Source organism: Bradyrhizobium sp. MV1.5, from assembly GCF_055807615.1.
Map to the genome: position 1 here is coordinate 60,474 of NZ_JBVVPL010000030.1, position 15,858 is coordinate 76,331.

11 protein-coding genes and 1 pseudogene are annotated in these 15,858 nt (G+C 64.2%); 5 read left to right on the top strand and 7 right to left on the bottom strand.

The window, feature by feature from the left end; translation table 11 throughout:
- Nucleotides 1-220 precede the first annotated feature (220 nt).
- Nucleotides 221-1,492 carry a fumarylacetoacetase gene (gene fahA / locus AC0L2J_RS25165; RefSeq protein WP_473394857.1) on the top strand — a complete coding sequence of 424 codons (1,272 nt, stop codon included), beginning with the start codon at nt 221-223 and terminating at the stop codon, nt 1,490-1,492.
- Nucleotides 1,493-1,611: 119 nt separating this feature from the next.
- Here fahA and AC0L2J_RS25170 read toward each other — a convergent pair whose 3' ends face one another.
- Both AC0L2J_RS25170 and AC0L2J_RS25175 read right to left on the bottom strand, forming a co-directional pair.
- Nucleotides 1,612-1,923: a DUF1272 domain-containing protein gene (locus tag AC0L2J_RS25170; protein WP_473394859.1), complete on the bottom strand. Its 312-nt coding sequence runs from the start codon at nt 1,921-1,923 to the stop codon at nt 1,612-1,614.
- A 73-nt stretch (nt 1,924-1,996) separates the two neighbouring features.
- Nucleotides 1,997-2,476 carry an Lrp/AsnC family transcriptional regulator gene (locus tag AC0L2J_RS25175; RefSeq protein WP_473394860.1) on the bottom strand — a complete coding sequence of 160 codons (480 nt, stop codon included), beginning with the start codon at nt 2,474-2,476 and terminating at the stop codon, nt 1,997-1,999.
- A 121-nt stretch (nt 2,477-2,597) separates the two neighbouring features.
- Here AC0L2J_RS25175 and hppD point away from each other — a divergent pair, with 121 nt between their 5' ends.
- On the top strand, nt 2,598-3,713 hold the full coding sequence (hppD, locus tag AC0L2J_RS25180) for a 4-hydroxyphenylpyruvate dioxygenase (RefSeq protein ID WP_473394861.1): 1,116 nt from the start codon (nt 2,598-2,600) through the stop codon (nt 3,711-3,713).
- 215 nt (nt 3,714-3,928) lie between these two features.
- On the opposite strand, the gene AC0L2J_RS25185 is transcribed toward hppD, so the two are convergent.
- The 4 genes from AC0L2J_RS25185 to AC0L2J_RS25200 all read right to left on the bottom strand — a co-directional run bounded on the left by AC0L2J_RS25185 (nt 3,929) and on the right by AC0L2J_RS25200 (nt 8,974).
- A complete protein-coding gene (locus AC0L2J_RS25185; RefSeq protein ID WP_473394862.1) occupies nt 3,929-5,038 on the bottom strand; it encodes a CaiB/BaiF CoA transferase family protein in 1,110 nt (369 codons plus the stop codon).
- 209 nt (nt 5,039-5,247) lie between these two features.
- On the bottom strand, nt 5,248-6,048 hold the full coding sequence (locus AC0L2J_RS25190; RefSeq protein ID WP_473394863.1) for an FAD binding domain-containing protein: 801 nt from the start codon (nt 6,046-6,048) through the stop codon (nt 5,248-5,250).
- A gap of 13 nt (nt 6,049-6,061) precedes the next feature.
- Nucleotides 6,062-8,404 carry a xanthine dehydrogenase family protein molybdopterin-binding subunit gene (locus AC0L2J_RS25195; RefSeq protein ID WP_473394864.1) on the bottom strand — a complete coding sequence of 781 codons (2,343 nt, stop codon included), beginning with the start codon at nt 8,402-8,404 and terminating at the stop codon, nt 6,062-6,064.
- 84 nt (nt 8,405-8,488) lie between these two features.
- Nucleotides 8,489-8,974, bottom strand: coding sequence for a (2Fe-2S)-binding protein (locus AC0L2J_RS25200; protein WP_007599059.1), 486 nt, complete (start codon nt 8,972-8,974; stop codon nt 8,489-8,491).
- A gap of 357 nt (nt 8,975-9,331) precedes the next feature.
- Here AC0L2J_RS25200 and AC0L2J_RS25205 point away from each other — a divergent pair, with 357 nt between their 5' ends.
- The gene (locus AC0L2J_RS25205; RefSeq protein ID WP_473394865.1) at nt 9,332-11,371 is read left to right on the top strand and encodes a methyl-accepting chemotaxis protein; all 2,040 of its coding nucleotides are present in this window, start codon (nt 9,332-9,334) and stop codon (nt 11,369-11,371) included.
- 290 nt (nt 11,372-11,661) lie between these two features.
- Nucleotides 11,662-13,695 carry a methyl-accepting chemotaxis protein gene (locus tag AC0L2J_RS25210; RefSeq protein WP_473394866.1) on the top strand — a complete coding sequence of 678 codons (2,034 nt, stop codon included), beginning with the start codon at nt 11,662-11,664 and terminating at the stop codon, nt 13,693-13,695.
- 154 nt (nt 13,696-13,849) lie between these two features.
- On the opposite strand, the pseudogene AC0L2J_RS25215 reads toward AC0L2J_RS25210, so the two are convergent.
- A pseudogene (locus tag AC0L2J_RS25215) lies at nt 13,850-14,187 on the bottom strand (DUF3175 domain-containing protein).
- A 182-nt stretch (nt 14,188-14,369) separates the two neighbouring features.
- Here AC0L2J_RS25215 and AC0L2J_RS25220 point away from each other — a divergent pair.
- A complete protein-coding gene (locus AC0L2J_RS25220) occupies nt 14,370-15,857 on the top strand; it encodes an MFS transporter (protein ID WP_473394867.1) in 1,488 nt (495 codons plus the stop codon).
- The last annotated feature ends 1 nt before the right edge of the window (nt 15,858 follow it).

Sequence of the window (15,858 nt, forward strand, 5' to 3'; positions counted from 1 at the left end):
TGTTTTTTTTCCTTCGTGTCGCGCCCCCCGCCGTGTTTTTTTCCCCCCCCCCCCCCCGGGGTGGGGGGGGGGGCCCCCCCCCCCCCCCCCCCCCCACGGGTGAGGGGTTCTATCCGCGCGTGAACTTCTCTCCCTTTGGACTCGCGGACAGATATCCCTCATCCGGCGCTTCGCGCCACCTTCTCCCACAAGGGGAGAAGGGAAAAGACCGAGCCAAGTGATGCCCCACCCCAACGACCCCAGCCTCCGCTCCTTCATCGACGTCGATCCCGCCTCCGACTTCCCGATCCAGAACCTGCCTTACGGCGTGTTCTCGACTGCGGACAATCCAACTCCGCGCGTCGGCGTGGCGATCGGCAATTATGTGCTCGATCTCTGGGAGCTGGAGCAGGACTCTCGGCTCGACGTCGGGCCACTCGGCGTGTTCTCGACCCCGTCGCTCAATGCTTTCATGGCGCTGGGGCCAAAGGTCTGGGCGAAGACGCGGGCGCGGATCAGCGAGCTCCTGCGTGCCGATCATCCCGAGCTGCGCGACAACGAGGAACTGCGCAAGCAGGCTTTGGTGCCGATGCGCGACGCAAAACTACATCTGCCGTTTGCGGTCTCCGGCTACACCGATTTCTATTCCTCGAAAGAACACGCCACTAACGTTGGCGTCATGTTCCGTGGCAAGGACAATGCGCTGCAGCCGAACTGGCTCCATATGCCGATCGCTTACAACGGCCGTGCCTCGACCGTCGTGGTCTCGGGCACCAAGGTGAAGCGTCCGCGCGGGCAGCTCAAGCCGCCGAATGTGGAGGCGCCGAGCTTCGGACCGTGCAAGCGGCTCGATTTCGAGCTGGAGATGGGCGTCGTGGTCGGCCAGCCCTCAGCCATGGGCGGGATGCTCACAGAGCAACAGGCCGAGGAGATGATCTTCGGCTTCGTGCTGCTCAACGATTGGAGTGCACGCGACATCCAGCAATGGGAATATGTGCCGCTTGGCCCGTTCCTCGCCAAGGCGTTCGCGACCTCGATCAGCCCGTGGGTGGTGACGCGCGAGGCGCTGGAGCCGTTTCGTCTGAAGGGGCCGGAGCAGGAGCCGGTGCCGCTCGATTACCTCAAACAGGGCAAGCCGCAGAACTACGATCTCGAACTCCACGTCTCCTTGCGGGCCGCTGGAGCCAACGCGCCGGCCGGCATCAGCCGCACCAATTTCAAATATATGTACTGGTCCTCGGTGCAGCAGCTGATGCACCACGCCTCCTCCGGCTGCGCCATGAATGTTGGCGACCTCCTCGGCAGCGGCACCATTTCCGGCCCGGAGAAGAACCAGCGCGGCAGCCTGTTGGAGATCAGCTGGAACGGCACCGAGCCGGTCGAATTGCCCGGCGGCATCAAGCGGTCATTCCTGGAAGACGACGACAGCCTCGTCATGCGCGGCTGGTGCCAGGGCAAGGGCTATCGCGTCGGGTTTGGTGAGGTCGAAGGGACGATTCTGGCGGCGGAGTAGGGCGCGCTGCCGCCACGACCTCCGTCATTGCGAGCGAAGCGAAGCAATCCAGAATCTCTCCGCGGAGGCAGTCTGGATTGCTTCGTCGCAAGGGCTCCTCGCAATGACGTGGAGAGAGGTCACCGCTTCTCCGGCGCCACATCCTTGACCCGCGCGCAATGCGCGGCGACGTCCTCCAGGCTGTACTTCAGATGCACCCGCTTGTCCGACGGCGCCTGGTTGGTCGTGCACACGCCCGGTCGCCATTCCCGCGTGGGCCTGATCGGGCGCGGCGCAAAACCGCCGCCGCAGTTCGGGCAGACGTTGGAGAGTTTCGTCTCCACACAGTCCGCACAGAACGTGCATTCATAAGAGCAGATCCGCGCATCAGTTGCGTTCGGGGGCAGGTCGCGGTCGCAATATTCGCAGTTCGGTCGAAGCTGGAGGGCCATGCTCAGTCTCCGCAGATTGCCCGGGATCATCGCAGATCGTGCGGGCAGCGCGAATGCCGGATTTCCCTCGATTTCAGCCGGGTTTGATCTCCTTCAGCGGCAGCCGCGTGCTCTCCTTCAGCCTGTCGAGCACGATCGAGGAGCGCACATGCGCCACGCTCTGGTGCGGCATCAGCACGTCGTTGACGAGATTGGAGAGACCCTTGAGGTCGCGCAGCACGGCTTTCAGCACATAGTCGGCGTCGCCCGTGAGCGAATAGGCCTCCTGGATCTCGTCGATGCGGTTGACCAGAGCCCGAAACCGCTTGGAATTGTCCGGCGAGTGGGTCGCCAGCGTGACCTGGATGAAGGCGATCACGCCGAAGCCGAGCGCCTCGCTGGAGAGATCGGCATGATAGCCCGCGATCACCTTCTCCTCCTCCAGCCGCATCCGTCGCCGCGAGCATTGCGAGGCCGAGAGCCCGGCGAGGTCGGCGAGTTCCTGGTTGGTGAGGCGGCCGTCGTCCTGGAGCGCGGCAAGGATCTTGAGGTCGAAGGCGTCCACCGGAATCATGCGTAGTTCATCCATTTCATGCACAAACTGTGCATATTTTAATCAAAAGACGTCTCATTTGCACGCCCCTTGCGCGTCCCATGAAGGATAGTTCCTTCCAGCAGCAATTTGGGAGAGCACCATGGGTCCGTTTCCGCACGATGCACCGCCGGCCACGATCAGCGTCGACAATCCGATGGGCACCGACGGGTTCGAGTTCGTCGAATATGCGCATCCCGATCCGAAAGAGTTGCACGCGCTGTTCAAGCTGATGGGCTATGCGCCCGTCGCGCGTCACAGGACCAAGTCCATCACGGTCTATCGCCAGGGCGACATCAACTATCTCGTCAACGAGGAGCCCGGCACCCACGGCTTCGACTTCGTCGCCGCGCACGGCCCGTGCGCGCCGTCGATGGCGTTTCGCGTCGTCGATGCGAAGGCGGCCTATGACCGCGCGATTTCGCTCGGCGCCGAACCTGCCGATGTGTCCTCCGCGCAGAAGACGCTCGATGTCCCCGCGATCAAGGGCATCGGCGGCAGCCTGCTCTACTTCGTCGATCGCTATGGCGCCAAGGGATCGGCCTATGACAGCGAGTTCGAATGGCTCGGCGTGCGCGATCCCCGTCCCGCCGGCGCCGGCCTGTTCTATCTCGATCACCTCACCCACAACGTCCACCGCGGACGCATGGATGTCTGGACCGGCTTCTACGAGAAGCTCTTCAACTTCCGCCAGATCCGCTTCTTCGACATCGAGGGTCGCGCCTCGGGCCTGTTCTCGCGGGCGCTGACGAGCCCCGACGGCAAGATCCGGATTCCGATCAACGAGGACGCCGGCGATCGCGGCCAGATCGAGGAATATCTGAATATCTATCGCGGCGAAGGCATCCAGCACATCGCCTGCGGCTGCCGCGATATCTACAGCACCATCGAGGGCCTGCGCGAGGCCGGTCTGCCTTTCATGCCGGCGCCGCCCGAGACCTATTTCGAGCGGATCGACGCGCGCCTGCCTGAGCATGGCGAGGACCTCGCGCGCCTGCAGAAGAACGGCATCCTGATCGACGGCGAAGGCGTGGTCGACGGTGGCCAGACCAAGGTGCTGCTGCAGATCTTTTCGGCCAATGCGATCGGCCCCATCTTCTTCGAGTTCATCCAGCGCAAGGGCGACGACGGTTTCGGCGAAGGCAATTTCAAGGCCCTGTTCGAATCGATCGAGGAGGATCAGATCCGGCGTGGGGTGTTGAAGGTGGATGCGGCGTAGGCGCGCTATTTAGGCGCGCCGCGGCGTCAAACACAGCCGTCGTCCTGGCGAAAGCCAGGACCCATTAGCCCAGGGAGCGATCGGTGGGCGAGCTGGTAACTCCGGGTCTTCGTCAAACCACGTTTCGTGGCTATAGGTCCTGGCTCCCGTGCGCAATTGCGCACTAGGCCAGGACGACGGCGGAGTGTGGTGCGGCAGCGGAGATCTTGCCGCTCCTAACGCTCCGCCCACGCCTTCGTCACCGCGCCGATCTCCGCTGCTTCCGGCTCGCGCACCGCCGATGGCGTCCGCGAAAAGCGCGGCGCCGGGGCCGGCTGCTTCACGCCGTGGCGCTCGACGAAGACGTTGCGGGCGACCATGTGCGGATGCTTGGTCGCTTCCGACATGGTCAGCACCGGCGCAAAGCAGATGTCGGTGCCTTCCATGATCTTGCACCAGTCCTCGCGCGTCTTGCTCTTGAACACCGTCTTCAGTTTTTCCTTCAGCGCGGGCCAGGCCTTGCGGTCCATCTGCGCGTCGAAATCGGCGTCGGTCAGGCCGGCGTGCTCGCGCAGCAGCGCGTAGAATTGCGGCTCGATCGAGCCGATCGAGACGAAATGGCCGCAGGCGCATTCGTAGACGCCGTAGAAATGCGCGCCGCCGTCGAGGAAGTTCTCGTTGCGGCCTTCGGTCCAGCGGCCGAGCGTGGTCATGTCGAAGAAGAACGACATCAGCGATGCCGCGCCGTCGCACATCGCGGCATCGACGACCTGCCCCTTGCCTGACCGCGAGGCCTCCAGCAGCGCCGCAAGCACACCGACGACGAGGTAGAGCGCGCCTCCGCCGAAATCGCCGACCAAATTGAGCGGAGGCACCGGCGCTTCCTTCGTGCCGATCGCGGCGAGCGCGCCGGTGATGGAGATATAGTTGATGTCGTGGCCGGCGGCATTGGCGAGCGGGCCTTGCTGGCCCCACCCTGTCATGCGGCCGTAGACCAGCTTTGGATTGCGCGCGAGCACCACATCAGGCCCGAGGCCGAGCCGCTCCATCACGCCGGGACGGAAACCCTCGACCAGCGCGTCGGCATTCGCAAGCAGATCGAGCACCTCCGCGATCGCCGTCTTGTCCTTGAGGTCGAGCTCGACCACCTTGCGGCCGCGGCCTGCGACCGACTTCATGTTCTTCCTGGCGCCGACCCGATCGAGCGTGACGATTTCGGCGCCCATGTCGGCCAGCATCATGCAGGCGAATGGGCCGGGTCCGATGCCGGCGAATTCGACGATGCGGAAACCTGCGAGCGGACCGGAGGTGCGAACGGAGGAGGTGGGGGCTGATTTGTCGAGCACGCTGCTATTTCCTCGGGTCGCGGGCGGATGCCGATTGTTCGGCAATCGCCTCGGACATTCCTCTGTGGGCGAGTTAATTGGCTGATTAACTTTTCTCGCCTTCGCGCCAGCGAGGCAAGCGGTTTTCGTGCCGCATGGCCAAAATAAAAACGGCGCGCACCGAAGTGCGCGCCGCGGAAGATTTGTGTTGAGGCGCTAGAGCGCGATGATCAGCGTGCGGCAGCCACCGCGCGCTGCGCCATCACCTTGATCAGGTTGGCGCGGTACTCCGCCGTGCCGTGGATATCGGCCAGCAGATTGCTCGCCGAAATGCTCACGCCGTCGATCGCCGACGGCGACCAATTCGCCTTCAGCGCCGTTTCGATGGCCGGGACCCGCATCACGCCGCTTTGGGAGGCGCCGGTGGCGGCCACCCGAACGTCGCCCGATTTCGTCTGCGCCACGAACACGCCGGTCAGCGCGAAGCGAGACGCAGGGTGGCGCATCTTTTCGTAGCCCGCTTTCGCCGGAACCGGGAACGACACCGCGGTGATGAGCTCGCCGTCCTCCAGCGCCGTCGTGAACATGCCCTGGAAGAAGTCATCCGCCGTAATCGACCGCTTGTTGGTCTTCACGGTGGCGCCGAGCGCGAGCAGCGCGGCCGGAAAATCCGCGGCGGGATCGTTGTTGGCGATCGAGCCACCGATCGTGCCGCGATAGCGCACGGCGGGGTCGCCGAGCACCGAGGTGAGATAGGCGATCGCGGGAATCGCCTTCTTCACATCGGCATTCTGCATGATGTCGAAATAGGTCGTGCCGGCCTTGATGGTCAGTACGTCGGCCGAGAGTTCGACGCCCTGCAGCTCCTTGATCTTGCCGAGGTCGATGACGTCGGACGGGCTGGCGAGGCGTTGCTTCATCACCGGCAGCAGCGTCTGGCCGCCGGCAAGGAACTTTGCTTCGCTGCTCTTGGAGAACAGGCTGACGGCTTCGTCAACCGAGGACGCGCGATGATAAACGGTCTGGTACATCTTCGTTCCTCCCTTAAGCCGCGTGGATCGTGCGCCACACCCTGTCAGGGGTCGCGGGCATTTCCAGATTGTTCTTGCCGATCGCGTCCGTGATCGCATTGATCACGGCCGCTGATGCCCCGATCGCGCCGGCCTCGCCGCACCCCTTGATGCCCAAGGGATTGCCCGGGCATAGCGTCGTGGTGTGGGAGAGGTTGAACGAGGGAACGTCGTCGGCGCGCGGCATGGCGTAGTCCATGAACGAGGCCGTGACCGGCTGCCCGTTGGCGTCGTAGATCGCGTGCTCGAGCAACGCTTGTCCGATGCCTTGCACAAGACCGCCATGGACCTGGCCCTCGACGATCATCGGGTTGATCAGCCGGCCGAAATCGTCGGCTGCGACAAAGTTGACGAAAGAGGTCTTGCCCGTGCCGGGATCGACCTCGAGCTCGCAGATATACGTGCCGGCCGGGAAGGTGAAGTTGGTCGGGTCGTAGAAGGCGCTCTCCTTCAGGCCCGGCTCCATCCCGTCAGGCAGATTGTGCGCGGTGTAGGCCGCGAGCGCGACCATCGGGAAGGCGATCGCCTTGTCGGTGCCGGCGACCTTGAACTCGCCGTTCTCGATGACGATGTCGCCTTCCGAGGCTTCCAGCGCGTGCGCGGCAATCTTCTTGGCCTTGGATTCCATCTTCTCCATTGCCTTCAGGATCGCGGTGAGGCCGACGGCCGCCGAGCGCGAGCCGTAGGTGCCCATGCCGAACTGCACCTTGTCGGTGTCGCCATGGACGATCGAGACCTGGCTGATGGGAACGCCGAGGCGCTCCGCGACGAGCTGGCAGAACGTGGTCTCGTGACCCTGGCCGTGACTGTGCGATCCCGTCAGGACCTCGATGGTGCCGACCGGGTTGACGCGGACTTCGGCGGACTCCCAAAGACCGACGCCGGCGCCCAGGCTGCCGACGGCCTTCGACGGCGCGATGCCGCAGGCCTCGATGTAGCAGGACACGCCGATGCCGCGCAGCTTGCCGTCGGCTTTCGCCTTGGCCTTGCGCCCGGCAAAGCCGGCATAGTCGATCGCCTTCATTGCGGCGTCGAGCGAGGCGTTAAAGTCGCCGGTGTCATAAGCCATGATCACCGGCGTCTGATGCGGGAACTGGGTGATGAAGTTGGTCCGGCGCAGCGCGGCCGGATCGACCTTCAACTGCCGCGCCGCCGTTTCCATCAGACGTTCGATCAGATAGCTCGCCTCGGGGCGGCCGGCGCCGCGATAGGCGTCGACCGGCGTGGTGTTGGTGTAGACCCCGACCACCTCGGCATGGATCGCCGGGATGTTGTACTGGCCCGACAGCAGCGTCGCGTAGAGATAGGTCGGCACCGACGACGAGAACAGCGACATGTAGGCGCCGAAATTGGCGTAGGTCTTCACCTTCAATCCGGTGATCTTGTTGTTGGCGTCGAACGCCATCTCGGCGTGGGTGACGTGGTCGCGGCCATGCGCATCGGTGAGGAAGGCTTCGGTGCGGTCGCCGGTCCATTTCACGGGACGGCCGACCTTCTTCGAGGCCCACAGCGCCACCATCTCTTCGGGATAGATGAAGATCTTCGAGCCGAAGCCGCCGCCGACGTCGGGTGCGATCACGCGCAGCTTGTGCTCGGGTGCGATGTTGTAGAACGCCGACAGCACGAGGCGGGCGACGTGCGGATTCTGCGACGTCGTGTAGAGCGTGAAGTGCTCTTCCGCCGAATCGTAATCGGCAATCGCCGCGCGGGGCTCCATTGCGTTCGGCGCGAGACGGTTGTTGGTGACGTCGAGCTTCACCACGTTGGCGGCCTTGTCGAAGGCGGCATCGGTGGCGCCCTCGTCGCCGATCACCCAGTCATAGACCTGGTTGCCGGGAGCTTCGGGATGCAGCTGCGGCGCGCCGGACTTGATAGCCGCGTGGACGTCGGCGACCGCGGGCAGCTCTTCGTAGTTCACGACCACGGCTTCGGCCGCGTCGCGTGCGAGATTTTTGCTCTCGGCGATCACGACTGCGACGGCCTGACCGACGAAGCGCACCGTCTCCGGCGCCATTGCCGGCCATGCGCCCATCTTCATCGGGCTGCCGTCCTTGGAGGTGATGGCCCAGCCGCAGATCAGGTTGCCGACCTTGTCGTCGACGATCTCCTGTCCCGTCAGCACCGCGACCACGCCCGGCATCTTCAGCGCGGCGGAGGAATCGATTCCCTTCACCCTGGCATGCGCATGCGGGCTGCGGATGAAATGGGCATGAGTCATGCCCTGCAATTTGATGTCGTCGACGTAGCGGCCCTTGCCTGTAATGAAACGCTTGTCTTCCTTGCGCACGACGCTTGCGCCAATGCCTTCAACACCCATGTCTGGTCCTCCCGACCGGAATTTGTCTTGACCGCGCTTTCCCTCGAAAGCGGCGGCCATGGTTCTTATTTCGAGGCGGGCCGCTTACTCGGCCGCCTGCGAGACCTTCATGCGGCCTGCCGCGTCCAATACGGCTTTGACGATGTTGTGGTAGCCGGTGCAGCGGCAGATGTTGCCTTCGAGCTCGTGGCGGACGGTGGCCTCGTCGAGCTGCCCACCATAGCGGTGCACGATGTCGATCGCCGACATGATCATGCCCGGCGTGCAATAGCCGCACTGCAGGCCGTGATTGTCGCGGAAGGCTGCCTGCATCGGGTGCAGCTCGTCGCCCTTGGCGATGCCTTCGATCGTGGTGATGCTGGCGCCGTCGGCCTGGCCCGCGAGCATGGTGCAGGATTTGACCGCCTTGCCGTCCATATGGACGACGCAGGCGCCGCACTGGCTGGTGTCGCAACCGACATGGGTTCCGGTGAGGTTGAGGTGGTCGCGCAGCAGCTGAACCAGCAGCGTGCGGTCCTCGACGTCGACGGCAACAGCCTTGCCGTTCACCGTCAGTTTGACTGTAGACACGGTTGAATCCTCCCCGGGGTCGATTTTGATTGTTTCTAATTAGAGACAGCGACCCGGAACTTTGCAACTACGATTTTGGTCGCCCGCGTCATGGAAAAGTCATTGATCCGGAATGGCCAGCATTGGTGGGGGGTGGCCGAGTCGACCGGATGGGGGCACGGCCCCGGGGCGCAGCTGGGATGCCAGCCTCTATATCCCTTTGCAGTTCGCCTTTTCAGTTCGCCTTGGCCGATAGAGCCGGAAACTCCGCGGGCGCACCGAATTTACCGCCCCTTATCGATTCTGCCTTAGTTTTGCTCAGCTAGGTCAGGGGGCGGGACGCCACCGGATCGCGGCTGAATGAAAATGGGGGTGGGAATGTCCGGGCGTATCGCGTTTTCGTCGAAGCGCACAATAATGCCGACCCTCAGGTTCCGCGCCAAGATCATTCTGGGCTTTGCCGCCGTGCTGGTGATCTCCGCCGGCAGCATGGCTTTCTCCTATTTTGGCTTCGAGCGGGTCTCGTCCGGGGTCGGGTCCTACCGCAGCAGCGTCACCGAGGCCGATCTCGCCCGTAATATCGACCGGGAGCTGCTCGCCTATCGCTCGGCCGTCAAATATTTCGTCGTCACCGGCAAGGAGGACGACGCCAAGACGGCGCTGGACGCGGAGACCGGCCTGAAGAGCGCCATCGACCAGGCGGTCAAGAGCGCCAAGATGCCGGCGCGCCAGGAGAGCCTGGGCAAGCTCGCCAAGGAGTTCTCCAACTTCTCCGCGACCTTCGCGAAGGTCCTCCAGGCCAAGCGTGACAGCGCGCTGCTGGTGCAGAACCAGCTCATGCGCAACGCCAACCTCCTGAAATACAAGCTCGACGACATCGGTAACAACGCCTCCGATTCCGAGGCGCAGGCGATCGAGTTCGGGACCAAGCAGGTCAATGCCCAATTCCAGACCGCGAACGCGGCGGCGACCAATTTCGTGCTGACATCCGACCAGGCGATCGCGACCAGCGCGCTGGCGCGGCTGAAATTCGTCGAGAACTCGCTCAACGCGGTCTATTCCATGGACGACAAGATCGTCGCCGGCCTGAAGGACGCCAAGGAATTGCTCGGTGCCTATCGGGGATCGCTGGAGAAGCTGATCGCCAATGCCAAGATGATCGAGGATCTCGTCACCGAGATGAGCGGTTCGGCCGGCGCGATCCTTCAGGGTGCTACCGCCATGAAGGCGGACCTCGTTGCCGAACAGCAGCGGCTGGAGTCCGAATCGGAAACGACCATCGGGAAGACGGAGCAACTGGTGCTGATGCTGGCCGTCGGCGGCACGCTGCTCGGCGCGGTCCTCGCTTTCCTGCTCGGCACCGGCATTTCGCGTCCGATGATCGCGATGTGCAAGGCGATGCGCGAGCTTGCCTCGGGCAATTTCGACGTCGTGCTGCCGGGCCTGGGCCGCAAGGACGAGATCGGCGAGATGGCCGGCGCGGTAGAAGAATTCAAGGTGCAGGCCGTGGCCAAGGCCGAGCGCGATGCGGCCGCCAACGAGGCCCAGAACAAGGAAGCGAGCGCTGCTCGCCGCTCCGAACTGATTCGTTTCGCCGACGATTTCGAGAGCGCGGTCGGCGCCATCGTCTCCAACGTCTCGGCTTCCGCCGTGCAGCTGGAATCGGCGGCCTCGACGCTGACCCGCACCGCCGAGACGACGCAGAGCCTGTCGAGCCAGGTCGCCGACGTCTCCGAGCAGGCCTCCAGCAACATGCAGTCGGTGGCGACCGCGACCGAAGAGCTCTCGGCCTCGGTCGAGGAGATCGGCCGCCAGGTCCGCGATTCCAGCCGCATTGCCGAAGCTGCCGTGGTGCAGGCAAAGGAGACCGATAACCGCATCGGCAAGCTCTCGCATGCCGCCCAGCAGATCGGCGAAGTCGTCAAGCTCATCACGGCGATTGCCGAGCAGACCAATCTTCTCGCTCTGAATGCGACGATCGAGGCGGCACGCGCTGGCGAAGCCGGCCGCGGCTTTGCAGTGGTCGCCAGCGAAGTGAAGTCGCTGGCGAGCCAGACGGCGAAGGCCACCGACGAAATCTCCTCGCACATCACGGGCATGCAAGGGGCGACGGCCGAGTCGGTTGCGGCGATCAAGGAGATCGGCGCCACCATCGGCCAGATCTCGTCGATCTCGACGTCGATTGCGAGCGCAGTGGAGCAGCAAGGCGCGGCGACGCAGGAAATCGCGCGCAGCGTCCAGACGGTTGCGCAGGGCACTCAGACCGCCGCCACCGACATCGGCCAGGTCAACCGCGGCGCCGCTGAAACCGGCTCGGCCTCGGAAGAGGTGCTGCACTCGGCCAAGACGCTGTCGTCCGAAAGCACCCGCCTGCGCGCCGAGCTCGACCGCTTCATGGGGAATATCCGGGCCGCGTAGGGGCATTCCCGCCAATGTCGTCCTGGCGAAAGCCAGGACCCATTATCCCAAGCCGGAGTTGTCGGGCGAACTGTTAACTCCGAGTCATCGCCAAACCGCTCCCTGGGGTCATAGATCCTGGACCGTCGCTACGCTTGTCCAGGACGGCGAGACCCAGCGTCACCTAACCGCCGGTTGCGGCGCCACAAATTTACCGCAGCTTATCCTTTGCCATTTACCGTGCTCACGCGTCAGGAAGCGGGCTGCTTCCGGGCTGCGCCTGGTTTTCCGCGAATGGAATGGGGTGGGGAATGCCCGTCAAGTCGAAGCCGACCATATCGAAGCTGCTTACCTTGCGTTTTCGCGCAAAAATCATCCTCGGCTTCGTGGCGGTGCTCGCCATCCTCGCCGTCAGCATGGCTTTCGCGTATTTCGGCTTCGAGCGGATACAGGCCGCCGTGGCTTCCTACCGCTCCAGCGTCGCCGAAGCAGACCTTGCGCGGACGGTCGATCGCGAGCTGATCGCCTATCAGGGGCTGGCGCGGGCCTACACGCTGACCGGCGCAGCGGATGATGAGACCGCAGCCAAAGCAGCCGAAGAGAATTTGAGGGCCGCCATCGCCAAGTCGGCGGCGGCCACCACGGGCGCAGCGCGCCGCGAGCAGGTCGGCAAGCTCGAGGCCGACTTCAAGAGCTTTACCAAGGTGTTCGGCGAGATCATCACGCTGACGCGCGACAACAACAAGATCGCGACCGATGAGCTCAACAGCGTCGGCAACAAGATCCGCTTCAAGTTCGACGATCTTGCCGATACCGCGGCATTGGCGGGCCTGAACTCGGTTCAGAGCACGGCCAAGGACATCACCTCGCAATACCTTGCGGTCTCCACCTCGGTCAGCGCTTTCGTCGCCAAGCCGGAGCCGAAGACCGCCGACGGCGTGACCGCCCGCATCAAATTCCTGGAGACCTTGCTGGTCTCGATCTATGCCAACGACCAGAAGATCACCGACCGCGTCACCGAGATCAGCAATCTCCTCAAGCAGTACCGCGCCTCCTTTTCAAAGCTGACCGAGAACGTGAAGGTCATCGTCAAGCTGAACGGCGAGATGACCAAGACGGCCGCGTCCATTCTCAAGCTCTCGGGTGAGCTGCGGTCGGAGCTGACGGCGGATCAGCAGCGCATCGAGGTGAACGCCAATGCCACCATCGGCGAGACCGAGCGGCTGATGCTGATGATGGCGCTGGGCGGCCTTGCCGTCGGCGCTGCGCTCGCCCTGATGCTGGGCAACGGCATCTCGCGTCCGATGATCGCGATGTGCAAGGCGATGCGCGAGCTTGCCGCGGGCAATTTCGACGTCGTGCTGCCGGGCTTGGGCCGCAAAGACGAGATCGGCGAGATGGCCGGCGCGGTCGAAGAATTCAAGGTGCAGGCCGTGGCCAAGGCCGAGCGCGATGCCGCCGCCAACGAACTTCAGAACAGGGAGCAGGCCGCAAGCCGTCGTTCCGAACTGATTCGTTTCGCCGACGATTTCGAGAGCGCGGTCGGCGCCATCGTCTCCAACGTCTCGGCTTCCGCCGTGCAGCTGGAATCGGCGGCCTCGACGCTGACCCGCACCGCCGAGACGACGCAGAGCCTGTCGAGCCAGGTCGCCGACGTCTCCGAGCAGGCCTCCAGCAACATGCAGTCGGTGGCGACCGCGACCGAAGAGCTCTCGGCCTCGGTCGAGGAGATCGGCCGCCAGGTCCGCGATTCCAGCCGCATTGCCGAAGCTGCCGTGGTGCAGGCAAAGGAGACCGATAACCGCATCGGCAAGCTCTCGCATGCCGCCCAGCAGATCGGCGAAGTCGTCAAGCTCATCACGGCGATCGCCGAGCAGACCAACCTTCTCGCTCTGAATGCGACGATCGAGGCGGCACGCGCTGGCGAAGCCGGGCGCGGCTTTGCAGTTGTCGCCAGCGAAGTGAAGTCGCTGGCGAGCCAGACCGCGAAGGCCACCGACGAGATCTCCTCGCACATCACGGGCATGCAAGGGGCGACGGCCGAGTCGGTCGCGGCGATCAAGGAGATCGGCGCCACCATCGGCCAGATCTCGTCGATCTCGACGTCGATTGCGAGCGCAGTGGAGCAGCAAGGCGCGGCGACGCAGGAAATCGCGCGCAGCGTCCAGACGGTTGCGCAGGGCACTCAGACCGCCGCCACCGACATCGGCCAGGTCAACCGCGGCGCCGCCGAAACCGGCTCGGCCTCGGAAGAGGTGCTGCATTCGGCCAAGACACTGTCGTCCGAAAGCACCCGCCTGCGCGCCGAGCTCGACCGGTTCATGGGGAATATCCGGGCAGCGTAGGGGCATTCCCGCCAATGTCGTCCTGGCGAAAGCCAGGACCCATTATCCCAAGCCGGAGTTGCCGGGCGAACTGCTAACTCCGAGTCATCGCCAAACCGCTCCCCGGGGTCATAGGTCCTGATCAGCGCTCCGCTTGTCCAGGACGACCTGGCGCTCACTCCCTCCCGAACGCCCGCTTCAGCTCCACCTTTGCCCGCTCCAGCCGCGTGCGCTGCGTCTGCGGCAGCGTCTTGCCGGCGCGGTTGATATAGAACGTCAGCATCGACAGCGCCGAGCGATAGGCGCCGGACTTGCGGCGCGCGCTGTGCTCCGCCGAGCGCTTCAGGGAAGCCGCGATCTTCTTCGCGCTGGTCAGCTTGAACACGCCTTGCTTGAGGTCGAGCGCGTCGCTCTCCTTGGTTACGCGCTGTGACCAGCGCTTCGTGCGGCGCGCCTGGTGCTCTTGCGCGCCGCTGTTTTGCGAGAATGTGTCGTCTTTCTGGCATGAGCCATGCGTCAACTCCTTGCGGCTCCACCGAAAACCAGCGCCGCGAGCGGCCGTTCCTGCGGGAACCTGCCCTCGCCGCAGACGTTGTCGCAGGTGGCAGGCGGAATGCCGCACCCCCTTGATCGGATCGCTCCCGTCCACGCCATGTGAACCGGGGCCATGTCCATTGGTCAGATGCAACAACGCGATGGAATTGCAGCGAAGCCCAGCGCCGAACGATGGACCTGTGGTCTCCACGGCGTACGCGGCCGATCGCATCATCGAAACCAGCATTCCCGCACGACTTGATGCGCTGCCGTGGAGCGGCTTTCACACCCGGGTCGTGCTCGCGCTCGGCATCACCTGGATTCTCGATGGCCTCGAGGTGACCTTGGCCGGCGCCCTCTCCGGCGCGCTGAAGCAAAGCCCCTCCCTGCACTTCTCCAATCTCGATCTCGGCATTGCCAATTCCGCCTATCTCGCGGGCGCGGTGCTCGGCGCGCTCGGTTTCGGCTGGCTGACCGATCGCATCGGCCGCAAGAAGTTGTTCTTCATCACGCTCGCGCTCTATCTCTCGGCGACGGCCGCGACCGCTCTGTCATGGAATGTCGCGAGCTACGCACTGTTTCGCTGCCTCACCGGTGCCGGCATCGGCGGCGAATATACCGCGATCAATTCGACCATCCAGGAATTGGTGCCGGCGCGCTATCGCGGCTGGACCGATCTCGTCATCAACGGTAGCTTCTGGATCGGCGCCGCGATGGGCGCGGTGGCGGCCATCGTGCTGCTCGATCCCGCGGTGATCGGCCCCGATCTCGGCTGGCGCCTCGCTTATCTCATCGGCGCGGCCATCGGCCTCGTCGTGCTCTTGATGCGGATGTGGATTCCGGAGAGTCCGCGCTGGCTGATGATCCACGGCCGTCCCGACCAGGCCCACGCCATCGTCGACGAGATCGAGCGCTCGGTGATTGGACACGACCAGGACACGAGCGATGGCCGGTTCGCCAAGATCCGCCTGAAAATGCGGAGTCACACGCCGATCCGCGAGGTCGTGCACACGCTGTTCTCGGTGTATCGCCAGCGGGCGATGGTCGGCCTCGTGCTGATGATCGCGCAGGCCTTCTTCTACAACGCCATCTTCTTCACCTTTGCGCTGGTGTTGACCGATTTTTACGGGATCAGCGCCGATCATGTCGGCTGGTATCTGCTCCCCTTCGCCGCCGGCAATTTCCTCGGTCCGCTGCTGCTCGGCCGCCTGTTCGATACGCTCGGCCGCCGTACCATGATCATGTTCACCTACGGGACGTCGGGCCTGTTGCTGGCGCTGTCGGGTTATCTGTTCTCGATCGGCGCCTTGAGCGCGCAAGGGCAGACCATCGCCTGGATGGTGATCTTCTTCTTTGCCTCGCCGGCCGCGAGCGCCGCCTATCTCACCGTCAGCGAGACTTTTCCCTTGGAAGTCCGCGCGCTCGCGATCGCGGTGTTCTATGCGGTCGGCACCGGCATCGGCGGCGTGATCGGCCCCGCGTTGTTCGGGGCGCTGATCGATACGGGATCACGCACGAGCGTGTTCGCAGGCTATTTGCTGGGGGCATTCCTGATGATCGCGGCCGCGATCGTGGCGTGGCGCTATGCCGTCTCGGCGGAACGCAGATCGCTCGAAGAAATCGCGCGGCCGCTTGCTTCCATGGAGTAGA